Below are 17,388 nucleotides of genomic sequence, written 5' to 3' on the forward strand. Positions count from 1 at the left end.
GGACACGCCGTAAACCCGTCCATGGGGGCTCGATGGCGCCATCCATGGCGCCAACGGTCCTGCCTACCCACTCCGCCCCGCCTCTGACAGATTCCGGCGGCCGTTGATAGGTGTCGACCTTGGTCGACACGGTAAAATCCACGCGATGCGTGGATGAATCTCCATGGAAATCGAATGTTTCGACAATTGATCGAAGAGCATCCACGCATGGCGTGGATCTACCGCAGATCGCGGAAAACTGTCGAAGGCGGGGTGGGTACGGTTGCGGGGGCGTGAGCCGCATGGATGCGGCGACCGAGCTTACATGGACGTACTTGCAGCGGCCCCCGCAACCGGACCCACCCCGCCTACCCACAGGAAGCCAGCTTTTGATGTTGCTTCGGCTCTTGCCGTGGACGTGGCCTCTGCGGGTGCAGGGCGCAGCCCTGCCGATAAACCCCCTCCTGCGACGGTTCGTCGCACGGTGCCTTCTGGAGGCACCTCTACACTAGCGCGGTGATCCGTACCGGCTGCCTGCGTCGAACCCTGCTCCAGCTCGCCTTCATCGCGACGCTGTTGATGGTGCTTGCGCCGCTGGTCAGCCGTGCGCTGCAGGCGCCGCAGGGTCAGATCCCTTCACCACAGGGAAGGGCTCTGACCCCATCCACAATGCATGGCGGCATGGACCATGCCCACATGCATCACGGCGACATGGCTGAGGGTCAGAGCCCTTTGCCGGGGCAAAGGGATCCGACCCCACCCGCCGATCCCCACGCCATGCACGGGGAGGCCTGCGAGTACTGCGTGCTGGCCATGCGCCTGCTGCCGTGGCTGGCCGTGCTGGTGCTGCTGCTGCCCTTGCTGTGGCGGCCGAAGCCGATGTTCCCATGGTCGCAGCCGCGACTGCCGCTGCTGCATTGGCCGGCACATGCCGCGCGTGGCCCGCCGCTGATCTCCACCGTCCGCTGATTTCCCTATCGAATCCGCCGCACGAGGCCTGCAAGGGCGTCGTGCGCGCGTGCGTACCTTGGAGCTGTTTCCATGAAAATGACTTTCCCCGCTGCGGGCGCCCGTGCGCGCCTGCCGTTTGCGCTTGGCGCTGCCCTGGCTGCTCCCTTCGCCCATGCCGCGCCCGCTGAAGAAGCGCGGACGCTGGATACGCTGGTGGTCACCGCCGCCRCGCCGTCCTCGCCGCTGCATTGGGTGACCGATCCGCGCCTGCCGCGGCAGCCTGTGCCAGCCAGCGATGGCGCCGATTACCTGAAGACCGTTCCCGGCTTCTCCGCCATCCGCAACGGCGGCACCAACGGCGACCCGGTGCTGCGTGGCATGTTCGGTTCGCGCCTGAACATCCTCAGCAACGATGGCAATCTGATTGGCGCGTGTCCCTCGCGCATGGACAACCCGCTGTCCTACATATCGCCGGAGAGCTTTGACCGGCTGACCATCATCAAGGGCCCGCAGAGCGTGCGCTGGGGCGCGGGTGCCTCTGCGGGCACCGTGCGCTTCGAGCGTGATACCCCGCGTTTCGATGCGCCCGGGCTGCGTGCCGATGCCAGTGCACTGGTCGGCTCACGCAACCGCAACGACCAGGTGCTGGACCTGACCCTGGGCAATCCAACGGGCTACGTGCGTGCCAGCGGCAATCGCTCCGAAGCCGATGACTACAAGGACGGCAACGGCGATGTGGTTCCGTCGAAATGGCGCAAGTGGAATGGCGACGTAGCGGTGGGCTGGACGCCTGACGCCGATACCCTGTTGGAGGTCTCCGCCGGTGCCGGCGATGCGATCGCGCGCTACGCGGGGCGCGGCATGGATGGGGCCGCGTTCGAACGCACCAGTTACGCCGCACGCTTCGAGAAGCGCAATCTGCCCGGGGCGTGGAACACGCTGCAGGCGAACGTGTACTACAACGAAGCCGACCACGTGATGGACAACTACACGCTGCGTACGCCGAACCCACACAGCATGATGCCGATGCCGATGGCGTCGAACGTGGATCGCCGCACGCAGGGCGGGCGCATCAGCGCCGAATGGCGCTGGCAGGACGTGCAGCTGGTGGCCGGCATCGACGGCGAAGACAGCCGGCATCGCGGCCGCATGGGCATGGGGCGCGATACCTACAAGCAGGCGGACTGGAACACCGACGCCGATTTCCGCCGCTACGGTGCATTCACCGAACTGACCTTCGGCGTGGACACCGGGCAGCGTTGGATCGGCGGGCTGCGCATCGATCGTGCCAGCGTGCGCGATGCGCGTGCCGACATCGGCGGCATGATGATGGCCATGCCCAATCCCACCGCCGGCCAGCGCCGCAGGGAATGGCTGGGCAGTGGTTTCCTGCGCTACGAACAGGACCTTGCCGACGGCCTGACCTGGTATGCCGGGCTGGGCCACAGCCAGCGCATGCCCGACTACTGGGAACTGTTCTCGCCCGATCAGGGGCCGGCAGGTGCGGTGAACGCGTTCGCTGGCATCCAGCACGAGCGCACCACCCAGCTCGACGTCGGCCTGCAATACAAGGGCCCGCGCGTGCAGGCCTGGGTCTCGGCCTATGCGGGGCAGATCCAGGACTACATCCTGTTCACCTATCGCGGCAGCGGCATGATGGGCATGAGCCGGGCTGACAATGTGCAGGCGCGCATCGCCGGTGCCGAGGCCGGCCTGCAGCTGCGGCTGGACGAGCAATGGAAGCTGGGGGGCACCCTGGCCTATGCCTGGGGCGAGAACCGCGATCAGCATCGACCGTTGCCGCAGATGCCGCCGCTGGAAGCACGCTTGAGCGCTGACTGGGAAGGCCAGCGCTGGAGTGGCGGTGCGCTGGTGCGCGCGGTCACCCATCAGCATCGGGTCGCGGACGGGCAGGGCAACGTGGTCGCGCAGGACCTCGGGCCGAGCAGCGGCTTTGCCACGCTGGCGCTCAACGCGGCCTATCGTTTCAGTTCGCAGCTGCAGCTCAGCGCCGGTGTCGACAACCTGTTCGACCGTGCCTACAGCGAGCATCTGAACCTGGCCGGCAGCGCCGACTTCGGCTTCCCCGCTGACCCTGTGCGCATCAACGAGCCCGGCCGCAGCCTGTGGATGAAGGTGAACTACCGGTATTGATCCGCCGGGCATGGCCCGGCGCTACCGGTGCGCCGCGCACAGAAGGCCTGCGTCCAAAGAAAACGGGGTCGGATCCCCGCCAGGTTCCGACCCCGCCCGGCGCCCTCGGCCAGGCCCCTCGACTGTACGACGGCATCGCCCCTGGCGGGATGGCCTGATACATCCCGACATACGCCGACACTGCGTCGGTGCCCCCTGCATGGAATGGGCACACGGCGCTATCGCAGCCCCCGTTCCACGCCGGTAAACGCTTGGCACATACCGCTTTTGCGGGGCCTTGCCTACACTCGGCGGCCGTGTACCACTCAGGACGCTTCATGTTGGCTCGTATCGCTTCGACCCTGGCCCTTGGCCTCAGCCTGGCCGTGCTGGCCGGGTGCGCAGGCAAACAGGAGGCCGCCGCGCGTCGGCAGGGCGAAGCCGTGCCGGTCACCGCGCAGGTCGTGCAGGCGGTGCAGTGGAACGACACGCTGCAGGCGCTGGGCACGGCCAAGGCGCGCGAGTCGATCAGCGTGACCGCCAAGGTGAGCGAGATCGTCGAGCGCRTGCACTTTGAAAGTGGCCAGCAGGTCGCCGCCGGTGCGCCCCTCGTGACACTGCGCGGGCAGGCCCAGGAGGCCGCATTGGTGCAGGCGCAGGCGACCTTCCGCGAAGCCGACCAGCTGTACAAGCGCCAGCGCGAACTGGCGGCGCAGCGGTTGGTATCCAGTGCCACCCTGGACACGCAGAAGTCGATCCGCGACGCCGCCGAAGCGCGGGTGGCACAGATGCAGTCGGACATCGGCGACCGTCGCGTGCGCGCGCCGTTCGCCGGCGTACTTGGCATTCGCCAGATCAGCCCGGGCACGCTGCTGACGCCGACCACGGTGATCGCCACCCTCGACGACGTCGAGCGCATGCACGTCGATTTCCAGGTGCCGGAAGTGGAACTGGCGTCGCTGACCACTGGCGACAAGGTGCAGGCCACCAGCGTGGCCTGGCCGGGCCGCACCTTCGAGGGCGAGGTCAGCACGATCGATGCACGCATCGACCCGGCCACTCGTGCGGTGACCGTGCGTGCCGACTTCGCCAATGGCGACCATGCGCTGCGGCCGGGCATGCTGCTCGACGTGCGCCTGTTCCATCCTGATCGACCGGCCCTGGTGGTGCCGGAAATCGCGGTGGTGCAGGTCGGTCGCGACAGCTTCATGTACCGCATCAAGGCCGATGACACCGTCGAACGCGTGGACGTGGTCACCGGTGCACGCCGCGCCGGCGTGGTCGAGATCAAGCAGGGCCTGCAGGCAGGCCAGCGCATCGTGGTGGACGGCACCGGCAAGCTGCGGGCGGGCCTGAAGGTGGCAGCCTCCGACGCCGCGCCCGCCAGCGGCGCGCAGCCGGCGACGGTTGAAGCACCTGCAGCCGCCGAGGGTCACGGCGGATGAAGCTGTCCGACATCTCCATCCAGCGGCCGGTGTTTGCCGTGGTGATGAGCCTGTTGCTGCTGGTGCTGGGCGTGATGTCCTTCACCCGGTTGACGCTGCGCGAACTGCCGGCCATCGACCCACCGATCGTTTCGGTCTCGGTGGATTACACCGGCGCCTCGGCAGCGGTCATCGAGAGCCGCATCACCCAGGTGCTGGAAGACGCGCTGGCCGGCATCGAAGGCATCGATACGATCAACGCGCGCAGCACCAACGGCCGCTCGCAGGTCAGCATCGAATTCACCTCCAACCGTGACATCGAAGCGGCGGCCAACGACGTGCGCGACGCGGTCAGCCGCGTGGCCGACCGCATGCCCGAGGAGGCACGGCCACCGGAGATCGCCAAGGTCGAGAGCGATGCCGACCCGATCATCTGGTTCAACATGGTCTCCTCGACCATGGATACGCTGGAACTGAGCGACTACGCCGACCGCTACGTGGTCGACCGCTTCTCCAGCCTCGATGGCGTGGCCCAGGTCCGCATCGGTGGCCGCCAGCGCTATGCGATGCGCATCTGGCTGGACCGCGACCAGCTGGCCGCACGTGGGCTGACCACCGGCGATGTGGAAACCGCGCTGCGCAACGAGAACGTGGAACTGCCGGCCGGCCGCATCGAATCCACCGACCGCGATTTCACCCTGCGCGTGGAGCGCAACTACATCAAGCCGGAAGACTTCGCGACCATCCCRCTGGGCAAGGGCAGTGATGGCTATGTGGTGCGCATGGGCGATGTGGCGAAGATCGAGCTGGCCTCGGCCGAGCGTCGCGCCTACTACCGCAGCAACGGCGAGCCCGGCATCGGCCTGGGCATCGTCAAGACCTCCACTGCCAACTCGCTGGATGTGGCGCGCACCGCGCGCGCCGAGGCCGAACGTGTCGCGCTGACCCTGCCCAAGGGCACGCAGATCTTCGTTGCCTTCGACAACACCACCTTCATCGAGGCTGCCGTCGACCGCGTGTACGCCACCCTGGTGGAGGCGATGATCCTGGTGCTGGCGGTCATCTGGCTGTTCCTCGGCAGCTTCCGCGCGGCGTTGATTCCTGCGGTCACCGTGCCGGTATGCCTGGTGGCGGCGTTCATCGCGCTGTACGCGTTCGACTTCTCGATCAACCTGCTGACCCTGCTCGCGCTGGTGCTGTGCATCGGCCTGGTGGTGGATGACGCGATCGTGGTGGTGGAAAACGTGCAGCGCCGCATCGACCTGGGCGAACCGCCGCTGGTGGCGTCCAAGCGGGGTACCGCGCAGGTGGCGTTCGCGGTGATCGCCACCACCGCCGTGCTGGTGGCGGTATTCCTGCCGGTCGGCTTCCTGGAAGGCAATACCGGGCGCCTGTTCCGTGAACTGGCGGTAGCCCTGGCCGCCGCTGTCGCGCTGTCGGCGTTCGTCGCGCTGACGCTGACGCCGATGATGGCCTCCAAGCTGCTCAAGCCGCATACCGGGCAGGCACCGCGCGGGCTGCACGGCTTCATCAACCGCAATCTGGAACGCCTGGCCGGCGCCTACGGCCGCGTGCTCGATCATCATGTCGATCGCACGTGGATCTACCTGCTGGTGATGRCCGCTGCGTTGGCGGCCAGCTGGCTGCTGATCAAAGTGCTGCCTTCGGAACTGGCCCCCGCCGAAGACCGTGGTTCGTTCCAGATCATGATCGACGGCCCGGAAGGCGCCGGCTACGACTACACCGTGCAGCAGGTGCAGCAGGTCGAAGCGCTGCTGGCACCGCATGTCGGCGCGGACAAGCCGATCGTGCGCGCCAACCCGCGCGTGCCCGGCGGCTTCGGCGCCAGCGAGGAAATGCACACTGGCCGCGTCAGCGTGTTCCTGCAGCCGTGGCGTCAGCGCAGCGAAGGCACGCCGGAAGTCGCCAACGAACTGCAGAAGGAACTGGACACCATCCGTGGCGTGCGCGTACGTACCCAGGTCGGTGGCGGCCTGGTGCGCAGTGGCGGGCAGCCGTTCCAGATCGTGCTGGGTGGCCCGGAATACGCCGAGATCGCGCAGTGGCGCGACCGCATCCTGCTGCGCATGGCCGACAACCCCGGCCTGGTCGGCCCGGACTCGGACTACAAGGAAACCCGTCCGCAGATGCGGGTGAACATTGACCGCCAGCGTGCGGCCGACCTCGGCGTGCCGGTCACCGCGATCGGTTCGGCGCTGGAAACGATGATGGGCTCGCGCCGCGTCACCACCTTCGTCGACAACGGCGAGGAGTACGACGTGCTGGTGCAGGCCGGCCGTGATGGCCGCGCCAGCCCCGCCGATCTGGCCGCTATCCGCGTGCGTGCGACCTCTGGCGAGCTGGTGCCATTGTCCAACCTGGTCACGCTGAGCGAAGTGGCCGAGGCCGGAACCCTGAACCGCTTCAACCGCCTGCGCTCGATCACCATCAGTGCCGGCCTGGCACCGGGTTATCCGCTGGGCGAGGCCATCGCCTGGGCCCAGCAGGTGACCGGCGAAGAGCTGCCGCAGTACGCGCAGGTGAACTGGAAGGGCGAATCGCGTGAGTACCAGAGTGCGGGCGGCGCGGTGCTGCTGACCTTCGCCATGGCCCTGCTGGTGGTGTATCTGGTGCTGGCCGCGCAGTTCGAGAGCTTCATCCACCCGCTGACGATCATGCTGACCGTGCCGCTGGGCGTGCTCGGCGCGCTGGTTGGCCTGTGGCTGAGTGGCGGCACGGTGAACCTGTTCAGCCAGATCGGCATCGTCATGCTGGTCGGCCTGGCGGCCAAGAACGGCATCCTGATCGTSGAATTCGCCAACCAGCTGCGCGACGATGGCCGCAGCGTGCGCGAAGCGATCATCGAATCGGCGATGGTGCGCCTGCGTCCGATTCTGATGACTTCGATCGCCACCGTGGTCGGCGCCATCCCGCTGGTGGTGGCCGGTGGCCCGGGCTCGGCCAGCCGTGGCACCATCGGCATCGTGATCATCTTCGGCGTCACCCTGTCCACCTTCCTGTCGCTGTTCGTGGTGCCGGCGTTCTACGCGCGGCTGGCCCCGTACACCCGCTCGCCGGAGGCGGTGAAGCGCGAGCTGGAGAAGCAGGAGGCCGACTCGCCGTCGGTGGGTGGTCATGCCTGAGCCGGCGCGGATCCTGCACGGCGCAGGCTTCCTGCTGCGCCCCTGGCGCAGTGATGACCTGCAGTCGCTGCTGCATCACGCCAACGACGCGGACGTCTCGCGTGGGCTGCGTGACCGCTTCCCGTATCCGTACACCCGCGAGGATGGCGAAGCCTTCCTGGGCGGGCGCGTACTGGCCCCAGGCACGCTGAACCTGGCCATCGAGATAGAGGGCCAGGCCTGTGGCAGCGTTGGCGCCCAGCAGGGCGTGGCCGAGCGCGGGCATACCGCGGAACTGGGCTACTGGCTCGGCCAGGCTCATTGGGGGCAGGGCCTGATGACCGCTGTGGTCGGCCTGTTCGCGCCCTGGGTGATGGATGAGCTTGGCCTGTTCAGGCTGCAGGCCACGGTGGTCGACTTCAACCTGGGCTCGGCCCGGGTACTGGAAAAGAACGGTTTCCAGGAGGAGGGCGTGGAGCGCTGCGCCGTCTACAAGCGCGGCGTCCTGCATGACCTGCGCCGCTTCGCCCGGGTACGCAGGCAGCTGCCCTGATAGGCCGCCGGGCATGGCCCGGTGCTACCGTGGGGGCACGGTCATTGCCGGTCGCCGGGCATGGCCCGGCGCTACCCGTGGTGCGGCGGCATACCCGGTAGCGCCGGGCCATGCCCGGCGGAGAACACGCCCCCACATCCGGCGCTATCGCAGCGACCTTCGATCAGGGAGAATCGACCGGTCCCTTCCAGCCGACGGGACGTCCTCACAACCCGCCGACTGGAGAGAGCGCGCGTGGAAGCTACCGTACATTTCATCAACAGCATCATCTGGAGCAAGGCGCTGATCTTCATGTGCCTGGCCGCCGGCCTGTTCTTCAGCCTGCGCACCCGCTTCATGCAGATCCGTGGTTTCGTCGAGATGTGCCGCCTCACCGTGTCCGGTGAGAAGTCCGACGCCGGCGTGTCCTCGTTCCAGGCCCTGGCCATGTCGATGGCCGGCCGCATGGGCATCGGCAACATCGCCGGCGTGGCCACCGCCATCGCCTTCGGCGGCCCCGGCGCGATCTTCTGGATGTGGGTGATGGGCTTCCTCGGCGCCTCCACCTCGTATGTGGAATGCACCCTGGCGCAGATCTACAAGACCAAGGATGCCGAAGGCCGCTACCGCGGTGGCCCGGCCTACTACATCGAAAAAGCGATGGGCCTGAAGTGGTATGCCATGGCTTTCGCCATCGCCACGATCATCGCCGCCGGTTTCCTGATGCCCGGCGTGCAGGCCAACGCGATCGCCGACAGCGTCATCAACGCCTGCCGCGGTACCGCGCTGTGCGGTCCGCTCGATGGCCAGGCCTTCGGCATGGAATCGGCGCAGGCGCTGAAGCTGGGCATCGGCATCGTCGTCGCCCTGCTGCTGGGCGTGGTGATCTTCGGTGGCGTCAAGCGCATCGCCAACTTCGCCGAAGTGGTGGTGCCGTTCATGGCCGCCGGCTTCATCCTGATGGCCATCGTCATCATGATCATCAACTACGACCGCGTGCCGGAAATGTTCGGCATCATCTTCAAGAGCGCGTTCGGCACCCATGCCGCGTTCGGCGCGATGATGGGCCTGGCGGTGGAGTGGGGCATCAAGCGCGGCATCTACGCCAACGAGGCCGGCCAAGGCTCGGGTCCGCACGCTGCGGCGGCCTCGGAGGTCTCGCACCCGGCCAAGCAGGGTTACGTGCAGGCGTTCGCCATCTACTTCGACACCATGATGGTGTGCACCGCTACCGCCTTCCTGATCCTGGCCAGCGGCACCTACAACGTGTATTCACCGGTCGCCGGCGCCGCGCCGATCTTCCAGGGCTTGGCCGGCATCCCCGAAGGTGCGGGCTACGCGCAGGCGGGTGTGGAAGCGGTGCTGCCGGGCTGGGGCTCGGCCTTCGTGTCGGTGGCGATCTTCTTCTTCGCCTTCACCACGATCATGGCCTATTACTACATGGCCGAAACCAACCTGACCTACGTCAACCACAACAAGCGCCGGCCGCTCACCGTGCTGCTGCTGCGCCTGGGCATCATCGGCATGGTGGTGTTCGGTGCCTTCCACAACGCCACCCTGGCCTGGGCGCTGGGTGATATCGGCGTGGGCCTGATGGCCTGGCTGAACATCATCGCCATCCTCATCGTGCAGAAGCCGGCCATGCTGGCCCTGCGCGATTACGAACGACAGAAGAAGCTCGGTCTCGACCCGATCTTCGACCCCGATGCCCTGGGCATCAAGAACGCCGATTTCTGGCGTCAACGCAAGCTGGAGTTGTCCCGTAGTGAATGATCCCTGGAAGAATGCCCGCCGCCCGTCGTCGCGACCGCCGCGGGCCACCCCGCTGCCACCGCGTGAGGGCGGCACCCCGCCACCGCCGGGGCGGGGCAACGACGAACTTCGCCTGTACGGATGGAACGCGGTGCAGGCGCTGTTCGCCAAGCGTCCGCAGGCGCTGCGCAAGCTGTACCTGGTGGAATCGCTGATTCCGCGCATGCAGCCGGTGCTGAAGTGGTGCGTGGCCAACCGCGTGGGCTATCGCGTGGTGGAGGAGGGCGACCTCAACAAGCTGGCTGCCACCACCCACCATGAAGGCCTGGTGGCCGACGTGCTGCGCGCGCCGGTGTTGCCGCTCGCGCAGTGGCTGGCCGAACTGGGCGAAGGCCCGGCGCTGGCACTGTGGCTGGATGGCGTCGGTAATCCGCACAACTTCGGTGCGATCCTGCGCTCTGCCGCGCATTTCGGCGCCAAGGCGCTGCTGCTGCCGGCCAGCAGTACGCTGGCGTTGTCCGGCGCGGCCGCACGCGTGGCCGAGGGCGGCGCAGAGTCGGTGCCGCTGGTGCAGTTGCCTGAGGATGCAGAAGCGATGGCGCAGCTGCGCGCGGCCGGTTTCGGCCTCGCCGCGACCCTGGTCGAGGGTGGCGATGACGTGTTCCGCGCGTCGTTGCCGGCCCGCCTGGTCTACGTGATGGGCGCGGAAAGCGAAGGCATGGATCGCGGCCTGGCCAGCCAGTGTGACCAGCAGCTGTCGATTCCCGGCAGTGGCGCGGTTGAAAGCCTGAATGTCGCTTCCGCCACGGCCGTGTTGCTGGCGCAGTGGGTCAGCCAGCGCGGCTGATGGGCGTGTCTGCGGGCACCGCAAACCGGTGCCCGCACAGCGCAGTTCCATGTCGAACGGGACTTCCCGGCAGCCGGGCAACGTCTGGCGGTTTTCCTGGCAGTGCCATGCGCAAAGCATGCATGACGAATTGAAAGTTTCCTTATTGGTGTGCCGTTCCCGGCGACGCAGGGTGGAAGTCCATCCAACGTCGTACAGGAGCGGTTCCCATGCATCATCCTCCTCGCAGTGCGGTGCGTGTCTGCCTGGTACTGGCACTCAGTGCGCTTGCCGTCGTTTCCGCGCAGGCCAACGAGCGCACGCTCGACGGCGTCAACTTCACCGGCCCGCTGATCACGCCCAATCCTGCCGGCATGCCAGCGGGTCACTGGTACGTCGAACCCTATCTGGTGCGGGTCGACAGTTCCTCGTCCTTCGACCACAACGGCGACCGCCAGCGCAGCAGCGAACGCAGCGGCGCGTGGGCGATGGTGGTGCCCATCGCATACRGCTTCAGCGAACGGRTGACCGGCCAGGTCAACCTGAGTGCATCACGCGCCGAATCCGGCAACGCACGCAGCCGAGGCTTCCGCGCCGGTGATACCACCGCACGCCTGCAATACCTGTTGCAGGCCCCCAGCGCCGATGGCACCACGCCGGCGGTGTCGATTGCCCTGGTACRGCGCTTCAGCACCGGCAGCCACGACCGCATCACCGGCAATCCGCTSGATGCGCAGGGTGATGGCGTGCAGCGCACCGTCGCCGCGTTGGCCGTGCAGCAGGTGCTGTGGCTGGGCAACGATCGGCCGCTGCGCTGGCGGGCGCAGTTCAGCGCGGGGCCGGCGCCATCGCGAACGGCCATCTCCGGCACCAGCGTGTACGGCACCGAGGACGGCTTCCAGGGCCATATCGCGCGGGGCTCGGTACTGGGTCTTTCCGTGGGCGCCGAATACAGCTTCAACGAACGCTGGGTCGGCGTGATGGAAGTTGCCGCCAGCCGCGAGACCGGCCAGCGCCTGACCGGTTTCGCGCCCGACGCTGCAGGTGGCGTCCGGCCCATCAACGAACACCGCCCGGCCAGTCGCAACCTGACCTTCGCGCCCGCTGTCGAGTACCACTTCAGCCCGTCGCTGGGGCTGATCGCCGGCGTCGAATTCACCGTTGCCGGCCGCAATACCGGCCGCATCATCAGTCCCCAGGTCGCCCTGGGGATGTTCTTCTGATGGGGGCCCTGCGATGAATGTCGAATCGATCGTCAATGCCGTGCTTGCCGTTGTCTGGAGCCCGTATCTGGTGGTGCTGTGCCTGGCAACGGGCCTGTACTTCAGCGTGCGTACCCGCTTCGTGCAGTTGCGCGCGCTGCCGGACATGCTGCGCCTGATGTTCCGTCACGAGCGCTCCGATGCCGGTGTCTCGCCATTCCAGGCGTTGTCACTGTCGCTGTCCAGCCGGGTGGGCGTGGGCAACATCGCCGGTGTCGCCATGGCCATTGCCTTCGGCGGTCCGGGCGCGATCTTCTGGATGTGGATCGTCGCCTTCCTCGGTGCTTCCAGCGCGTTCATCGAGTCCACCCTGGCGCAGATCTACAAGGATCGCGACGCCAAGGGGCAGTATCGCGGTGGCCCGGCGTACTACATCGAGAAGGGGCTGGGCCAGCGCTGGTACGCCGTGCTGTTCGCGCTGGTCACGGTGCTGGCGGGGGCGATGCTGGCGGGCACGCAGTCCAACGCCATCACCAGTGCGGTGAACGAAGCGTGGGACGTTCCGGTGATGGTCACCACCGGTGTGCTGCTGGTGGTGTTGGCGGCGATCCTGCTCGGCGGCGTGCGTCGCATCGCGCGGGTCGCCGAATGGGTGGTGCCGGTGATGGCCGTGGCCTATCTGCTGGTCACTGCGGTGGTGATGGTACTCAACGTCGAGCGCGTGCCTGAGGTCATCGCCCTGGTGCTGCGCAGCGCCTTCGGTGTTGACGCCGCATTCGGCGCGATGATCGGGACCGCGATCCAATGGGGGGTACGTCGTGGCGTGTTGTCCAATGAAGCTGGCATGGGCAGTGGCGCGCATCCTGCCGCTGCAGCAGAAGTGTCGCACCCGGTGAAGCAGGGGCTGGTGCAGTCGTTCTCGGTGTACATCGACACCATGGTCGTGTGCAGCGCGACGGCCTTCCTGATTCTCTCCACCGGGCTCTACAACGTCTACGACCCGGCGGTGAACGGTGTACCGGACGAGGCGCGCCTGCTGCTGGGCAACCTTCCCGGCGTGGAAGCAGGGCCACGCTTCGTACAGCACGCGGTGGAGTCGGCCTTGCCCGGCTTCGGCAAGTCGTTCGTCGCGCTGGCGATCCTGCCATTCGCGTTCACCACCATCCTGGCCCTGTACTACATGGCCGAAACCAACGTCAGTTACCTCTGCCGCGATCGTCCCCGAGGGTGGGTGATGGGCACCTTCCAGCTGTTGTTCCTGGCCGCTACGGGCTACTCGGCGATGAACAGTGCGACAGTGGCGTGGGCGCTGGGCGACATCGGCGTAGGCATGATGAGCTGGCTGAACATCATCGCCATCCTGCTGCTGCAGAGGCCCGCGTTGGCCGCGCTGCGCGACTACGAAGATCACCGGCGTCACGGGCGTGACCCGTTGTTCAACCCGAAGCTGCTGGGGGTTCGCAATACCAGCGTGTGGGCGCAGTAAGCGCCCAGGCGGGTAGCGGCGGGTACCGAAGTTGCCATCGGCCTCGGCCGCCAGGTAGGCAAACACGGTATAGGCCGCCACGTTCTGCGCCAGCGCCTTCGGATCGATCTTGTCGAGGGTGTCGTCGGCGGTGTGGTGCAGGTGGAAGTAATCCGAGCCATCCTGCGCCAGCCAAGCCCATGCGCCACCCTTGGCGGCCAGCGGACCGACATCCGGCCCCGGGCCACCCTTGTCGGCGGCGTACTCGATGCCCAGCGGCTTCATCACCTCGGCAATCTGCCTGGTTGCCTCGCGCGAGCCTTCCGGGTTCGGCGAACCGGTGTTGAAGGCGTAGATGCGGCCAGCACCGAAATCGCTCTCGGCGGCCAGCTGGTGCAGGGCTACGTCCTTGGCATGCGCCTCGGCGTAGGCCTTGCCGCCATACAGGCCCTGTTCTTCGTTGGCGAAGGCGACCACGCGGATGGTGCGCTTCGGCGCCTGCTTCAGCTGGCCGATCAGATGACCGGCGGCCATGGTGATGCCCACGCCTGCGCCGTCATCGACCGCGCCGGTGCCCAGGTCCCACGAGTCCAGGTGTCCACCGATCACCACCACTTCCTTCGGCAGCGTGCGGCCGGTGATCTCACCGATCACGTTGTACGAGGTCGCCGTGCCATCCCAACCGCAGTCCAGTGCGACCGTCACCGTGGTTGCGCCACGGGCAAGCAGGCGCGCCAGCTGGTCGGCGTCGGGCACCGACAGCGCCGCCGACGGCACCGGGGTCAGGCCGTCATCGAAGCGGGTGATGCCGGTGTGCGGCACGCGGTGCGAATCGGTACCGGCCGAGCGCATCAGGAAACCGATCGCGCCCTTGCGGATGGCCTCGGACGGGCCCTTGCTGCGGATCGCGCCGCCACGGCCATAGTCGCGGCCATCGCGGAACGGCAGCATCTGGTAATCGACGAAGGCGATCTTGCCCTTCAGCGAACCCGCCGGTGCGGCCTGCAGCGCGGCCAGATCGGCAAACCGCACCACCTCGGCTTCGACCGTACCGCCCGGGCTGCCACCCAGCGCGGTGATCTGCAGCGGTTGCGGGTTCCTGCCGGTCACGGCGGCGTGTTCACTGCGGCGCTCCCATTTCGGGAAGGTCACCGGTTCCTTCCACACCTTGTCAAAACCCAGTGCCTTGAACTTGGCTTCGGCCCAGGCCACGGCACGGGCGTCGGCCTCGCTGCCGGCGATGCGAGGGCCGATCTCGGTGGTCAACGATTCGACCACCTTCCAGCCGGTGTCATCGGCCAGCGCCTGGTCGCGCAGCTGCGCGGCGGTGGCCAGCGAAGCCGGCGGCAGGGTGGTGGCACGCGGCGCCGCGAAGGCCGGCGCGGCCAGCAGGGCGAGGGAGGATGCGATGGCAAGGACGCGGCGACGCATGGACAGCTCCGGGAAGGGTGTAAGCCTTGGAGCTTAACAGTCGTTCAGCGCCGCGCATGGGCGGGAGGTCATGGCCGGCGCGGATGCTGTTTTCCGCCAGATGCAGCAAAGCGAAAGCCCCGCCGGAGCGGGGCTTTCGCAGGCCTCTGCGGTAGCGCCGGGCATGCCCGGCGAGCGCAGCGGCAAGATGGCGTTCCGCCAGGCATGGCCCGGCGCCACCAACCTTATTTCTTCAGGCTGTCGCGGATCTCGCGCAGCAGCACCACTTCCTCGGCCGGCGCTGCCGGTGCCGCTTCCTTCTTGCGCGACAGGCGGTTGATCACCTTGATCACCAGGAAGATGGCGAACGCCACGATCACGAACTGGATCAGCGTGTTGATGAAATCACCGTAGCCGATCACCACGGCCGGGATTTCCTTGCCATCAGGCCCGATGCTGGCCGGCGACAGTGTCCACGCAAGCTGGGAGAAATCGACCTTGCCGATCAGCATGCCCAGCGGCGGCATGATGATCTTCTCCACCAGCGCGGTGACGATCTTGCCGAAGGCAGCGCCAATCACCACGCCGACGGCGAGGTCGATGACGTTGCCGCGCATCGCGAATTCCTTGAACTCGGTGAGCATTCCCATTGTTGTTTTTCTCCTGAGGGCGAGGGGGGACAGCGCGAAGGGTAGCGCAGGTGATGTCAGCCGGCGATCACGCCGTGGCGTTCGGCCACGTTCTCAAGGCGTGCACTGAAACGGTCGCCGGGCTTCAGTGCGGCCACGCCGGACGGCGTGCCCATGAACACCAGATCGCCGGCGCGCAGCTGCCACAGCTTGGACAGCTCGTGCAGGATCTCCGGCACGTTCCAGATCATCTGGTCGAGCAGGGACTGCTGGCGGACTTCGCCATTGATCTCCAGCGACAGATTGAGGGCGGCCAGATCGCCGACTTCACCGGCGTGCACGATCTCGCTGATCGGTGCAGAGGCATCGAAACCCTTGGCCGAATCCCACGGGTGGCCCTTCTCCTTGGCGGCCGCCTGCAGGTCGCGGCGGGTCAGGTCCAGGCCCACGGCATAGCCATAGACCAGGGCCTCGGCGTCGGCCACGGCCAACTCGCCGGTGGGCGCGTCACGGCCGATCGCCACCACCAGTTCCACCTCGTGATGCAGGTTGCTGGTGGCAGGCGGGTAGGGGATCACATCGTCGTGGCCGACCACGATGGCGTCGGCCGGCTTGGTGAAGAACATCGGGCGGCCGCGATCATCTGCTGCGGGCACGGCAGCACCCATCTCACGCGCGTGGTCGGCGAAGTTGCGGCCGACGCAGTAGATGCGGTGCACGGGAAAGCTGCCGCCACCAACCACCGGTACACGCGGCGTGGCTGCAGCAGGGATCACATCGGAGACATCGGACATGCGGGCATCCAGGAAGGGAGTGCCCGCAGTCTAGAACGCAGCAAGGCCCGCCGTCAGCGGGCAGCGTCGATCAGCGCGAGGACGGCAGCGCCGACTTGCGCACCACGTGGTACTCGCCCTCGACCACGTTCGGGTCGACCGGGCGGCTCGGGCCGGGCTTGCGCGAAGCCAGCAGCTTCCACGCCAGGCCCACCAGGATCATGGCTGCACCGACGAATACGCCGATGAACACCATCGCGGCCAGGATCGCCAGGCCGAGCAGGCCCACGGCAACGCGCACCAGCGGATGGCGCGGCTTGCGCGGGGCAAACAGGGTGCGGAACTGGTGGAAGGCGAAATCGCGATTGAACATGGTGGCTCGATAGGCTGGAAATCAGCGAGCCATGAGTATCGGCAGGTGCCACTGTCATTGAGTGAAAAACTCGTTAAATATAGCCTTGGCTTATTACGGATCAATGACTTGTGTTCATGTCGCAGCTAGTCACATGACCAGGCGTGCGACAATGCGCGATTCCGTCCGAGCCTTCGCCATGACTGCCGCTGTTGCCCTCATCACCCTGGATGCCATTGCCGATGGTGCGTTTGCCGAGGTTGAAGCGGTGGTCGATGGCGATGCCGAGTCGCTGCTGCTGTACCGCGACGGTGAGCAGGTGCGGGCGTTCCTGAACATCTGCCCGCACGCGGGCCGCCGCCTGGATTGGGCGCCCGGCCAGTTCCTTAAGAGCCGCGAAGGCCATCTGGTCTGCGCCGCCCACGGCGCCTCGTTCGCGCTGGACAGTGGCGACTGCATCGCCGGCCCCTGCAAGGGCGACCGCCTGCGCGCAGTGCCGGTGGATGTGCGGGATGGACAGGTCTACCTGGCCTGAGGCATCGGTGTGCGGACCAACGGTCCGCACCCACCGAGTTCAGAACCCACCACATCAGCGAAACATCCAGGAATCCATCCACGCATGGCGTGGATCTACCGTGTCGACCAAGGTCGACACCCACCCACAGCATCACAGAATGCCGTTCCGACAGCGCGCGGAAATCTGTCGAAGGCGGGGTGGGTCCGGTTGCGGGGGTGTCCGCGGCATGGATGCCGCGGCCAAGCCCCCAAGGGTGAGGGCGCTTTGCTTGCGAAGCACTGCTTCGCAAGCGCCCGAACGCACAGCCGCCAGCGGCTGGGC

General features: G+C 67.1%; 13 protein-coding genes and 1 pseudogene. 10 read left to right on the forward strand and 4 right to left on the reverse strand.

Annotated features, from left to right (window positions below; all coding sequences use genetic code 11):
• Window positions 1-495 precede the first annotated feature (495 nt).
• The 9 genes from AC1DJN_RS15500 to AC1DJN_RS15540 all read left to right on the forward strand — a co-directional run bounded on the left by AC1DJN_RS15500 (window position 496) and on the right by AC1DJN_RS15540 (window position 13,407).
• Window positions 496-948 carry a DUF2946 family protein gene (locus tag AC1DJN_RS15500; protein WP_425513378.1) on the forward strand — a complete coding sequence of 151 codons (453 nt, stop codon included), beginning with the start codon at window positions 496-498 and terminating at the stop codon, window positions 946-948.
• Window positions 949-1,020: 72 nt separating this feature from the next.
• Window positions 1,021-3,084, forward strand: a complete 2,064-nt coding sequence (locus AC1DJN_RS15505) for a TonB-dependent copper receptor (protein ID WP_478039416.1) — start codon at window positions 1,021-1,023, stop codon at window positions 3,082-3,084.
• Window positions 3,085-3,401: 317 nt separating this feature from the next.
• Complete coding sequence (locus tag AC1DJN_RS15510) at window positions 3,402-4,508, forward strand: efflux RND transporter periplasmic adaptor subunit (RefSeq protein WP_478039418.1); 1,107 nt, start codon at window positions 3,402-3,404, stop codon at window positions 4,506-4,508.
• Window positions 4,505-7,630, forward strand: coding sequence for an efflux RND transporter permease subunit (locus AC1DJN_RS15515; protein ID WP_478039420.1), 3,126 nt, complete (start codon window positions 4,505-4,507; stop codon window positions 7,628-7,630). The genes AC1DJN_RS15510 and AC1DJN_RS15515 overlap by 4 nt, the downstream gene beginning before the upstream one ends.
• Window positions 7,623-8,162 (forward strand): GNAT family N-acetyltransferase, encoded by a 540-nt coding sequence (locus AC1DJN_RS15520; RefSeq protein WP_025874266.1) that lies wholly within the window; start codon window positions 7,623-7,625, stop codon window positions 8,160-8,162. The genes AC1DJN_RS15515 and AC1DJN_RS15520 overlap by 8 nt, the downstream gene beginning before the upstream one ends.
• A gap of 234 nt (window positions 8,163-8,396) precedes the next feature.
• Window positions 8,397-9,914 carry an alanine/glycine:cation symporter family protein gene (locus AC1DJN_RS15525; protein WP_025874267.1) on the forward strand — a complete coding sequence of 506 codons (1,518 nt, stop codon included), beginning with the start codon at window positions 8,397-8,399 and terminating at the stop codon, window positions 9,912-9,914.
• Window positions 9,907-10,740, forward strand: coding sequence for a TrmH family RNA methyltransferase (locus AC1DJN_RS15530; protein WP_025874268.1), 834 nt, complete (start codon window positions 9,907-9,909; stop codon window positions 10,738-10,740). Before AC1DJN_RS15525 ends, AC1DJN_RS15530 begins: the two co-directional genes overlap by 8 nt.
• Before the next feature lie 209 nt (window positions 10,741-10,949).
• Window positions 10,950-11,942, forward strand: coding sequence for a hypothetical protein (locus tag AC1DJN_RS15535; protein WP_478039424.1), 993 nt, complete (start codon window positions 10,950-10,952; stop codon window positions 11,940-11,942).
• Between the two features lie 13 nt (window positions 11,943-11,955).
• Window positions 11,956-13,407 (forward strand): alanine/glycine:cation symporter family protein, encoded by a 1,452-nt coding sequence (locus AC1DJN_RS15540; RefSeq protein WP_025874270.1) that lies wholly within the window; start codon window positions 11,956-11,958, stop codon window positions 13,405-13,407.
• An 18-nt stretch (window positions 13,408-13,425) separates the two neighbouring features.
• Here AC1DJN_RS15540 and AC1DJN_RS15545 read toward each other — a convergent pair.
• The 4 genes and pseudogenes from AC1DJN_RS15545 to AC1DJN_RS15560 form a co-directional block, all read right to left on the reverse strand.
• Window positions 13,426-14,817: pseudogene (locus tag AC1DJN_RS15545) on the reverse strand (M28 family peptidase); the annotation flags it as partial.
• A gap of 224 nt (window positions 14,818-15,041) precedes the next feature.
• Window positions 15,042-15,446 (reverse strand): large-conductance mechanosensitive channel protein MscL, encoded by a 405-nt coding sequence (mscL, locus tag AC1DJN_RS15550; protein WP_025874272.1) that lies wholly within the window; start codon window positions 15,444-15,446, stop codon window positions 15,042-15,044.
• Window positions 15,447-15,502: 56 nt separating this feature from the next.
• Window positions 15,503-16,219, reverse strand: a complete 717-nt coding sequence (locus AC1DJN_RS15555; protein WP_132824343.1) for a fumarylacetoacetate hydrolase family protein — start codon at window positions 16,217-16,219, stop codon at window positions 15,503-15,505.
• A 70-nt stretch (window positions 16,220-16,289) separates the two neighbouring features.
• A complete protein-coding gene (locus AC1DJN_RS15560; RefSeq protein WP_442252270.1) occupies window positions 16,290-16,571 on the reverse strand; it encodes a hypothetical protein in 282 nt (93 codons plus the stop codon).
• 178 nt (window positions 16,572-16,749) lie between these two features.
• Here AC1DJN_RS15560 and AC1DJN_RS15565 point away from each other — a divergent pair, with 178 nt between their 5' ends.
• Window positions 16,750-17,085: a Rieske (2Fe-2S) protein gene (locus AC1DJN_RS15565; RefSeq protein WP_049469607.1), complete on the forward strand. Its 336-nt coding sequence runs from the start codon at window positions 16,750-16,752 to the stop codon at window positions 17,083-17,085.
• Window positions 17,086-17,388: the final 303 nt, after the last annotated feature.

The organism is Stenotrophomonas sp. 05L414_2, assembly GCF_056397905.1.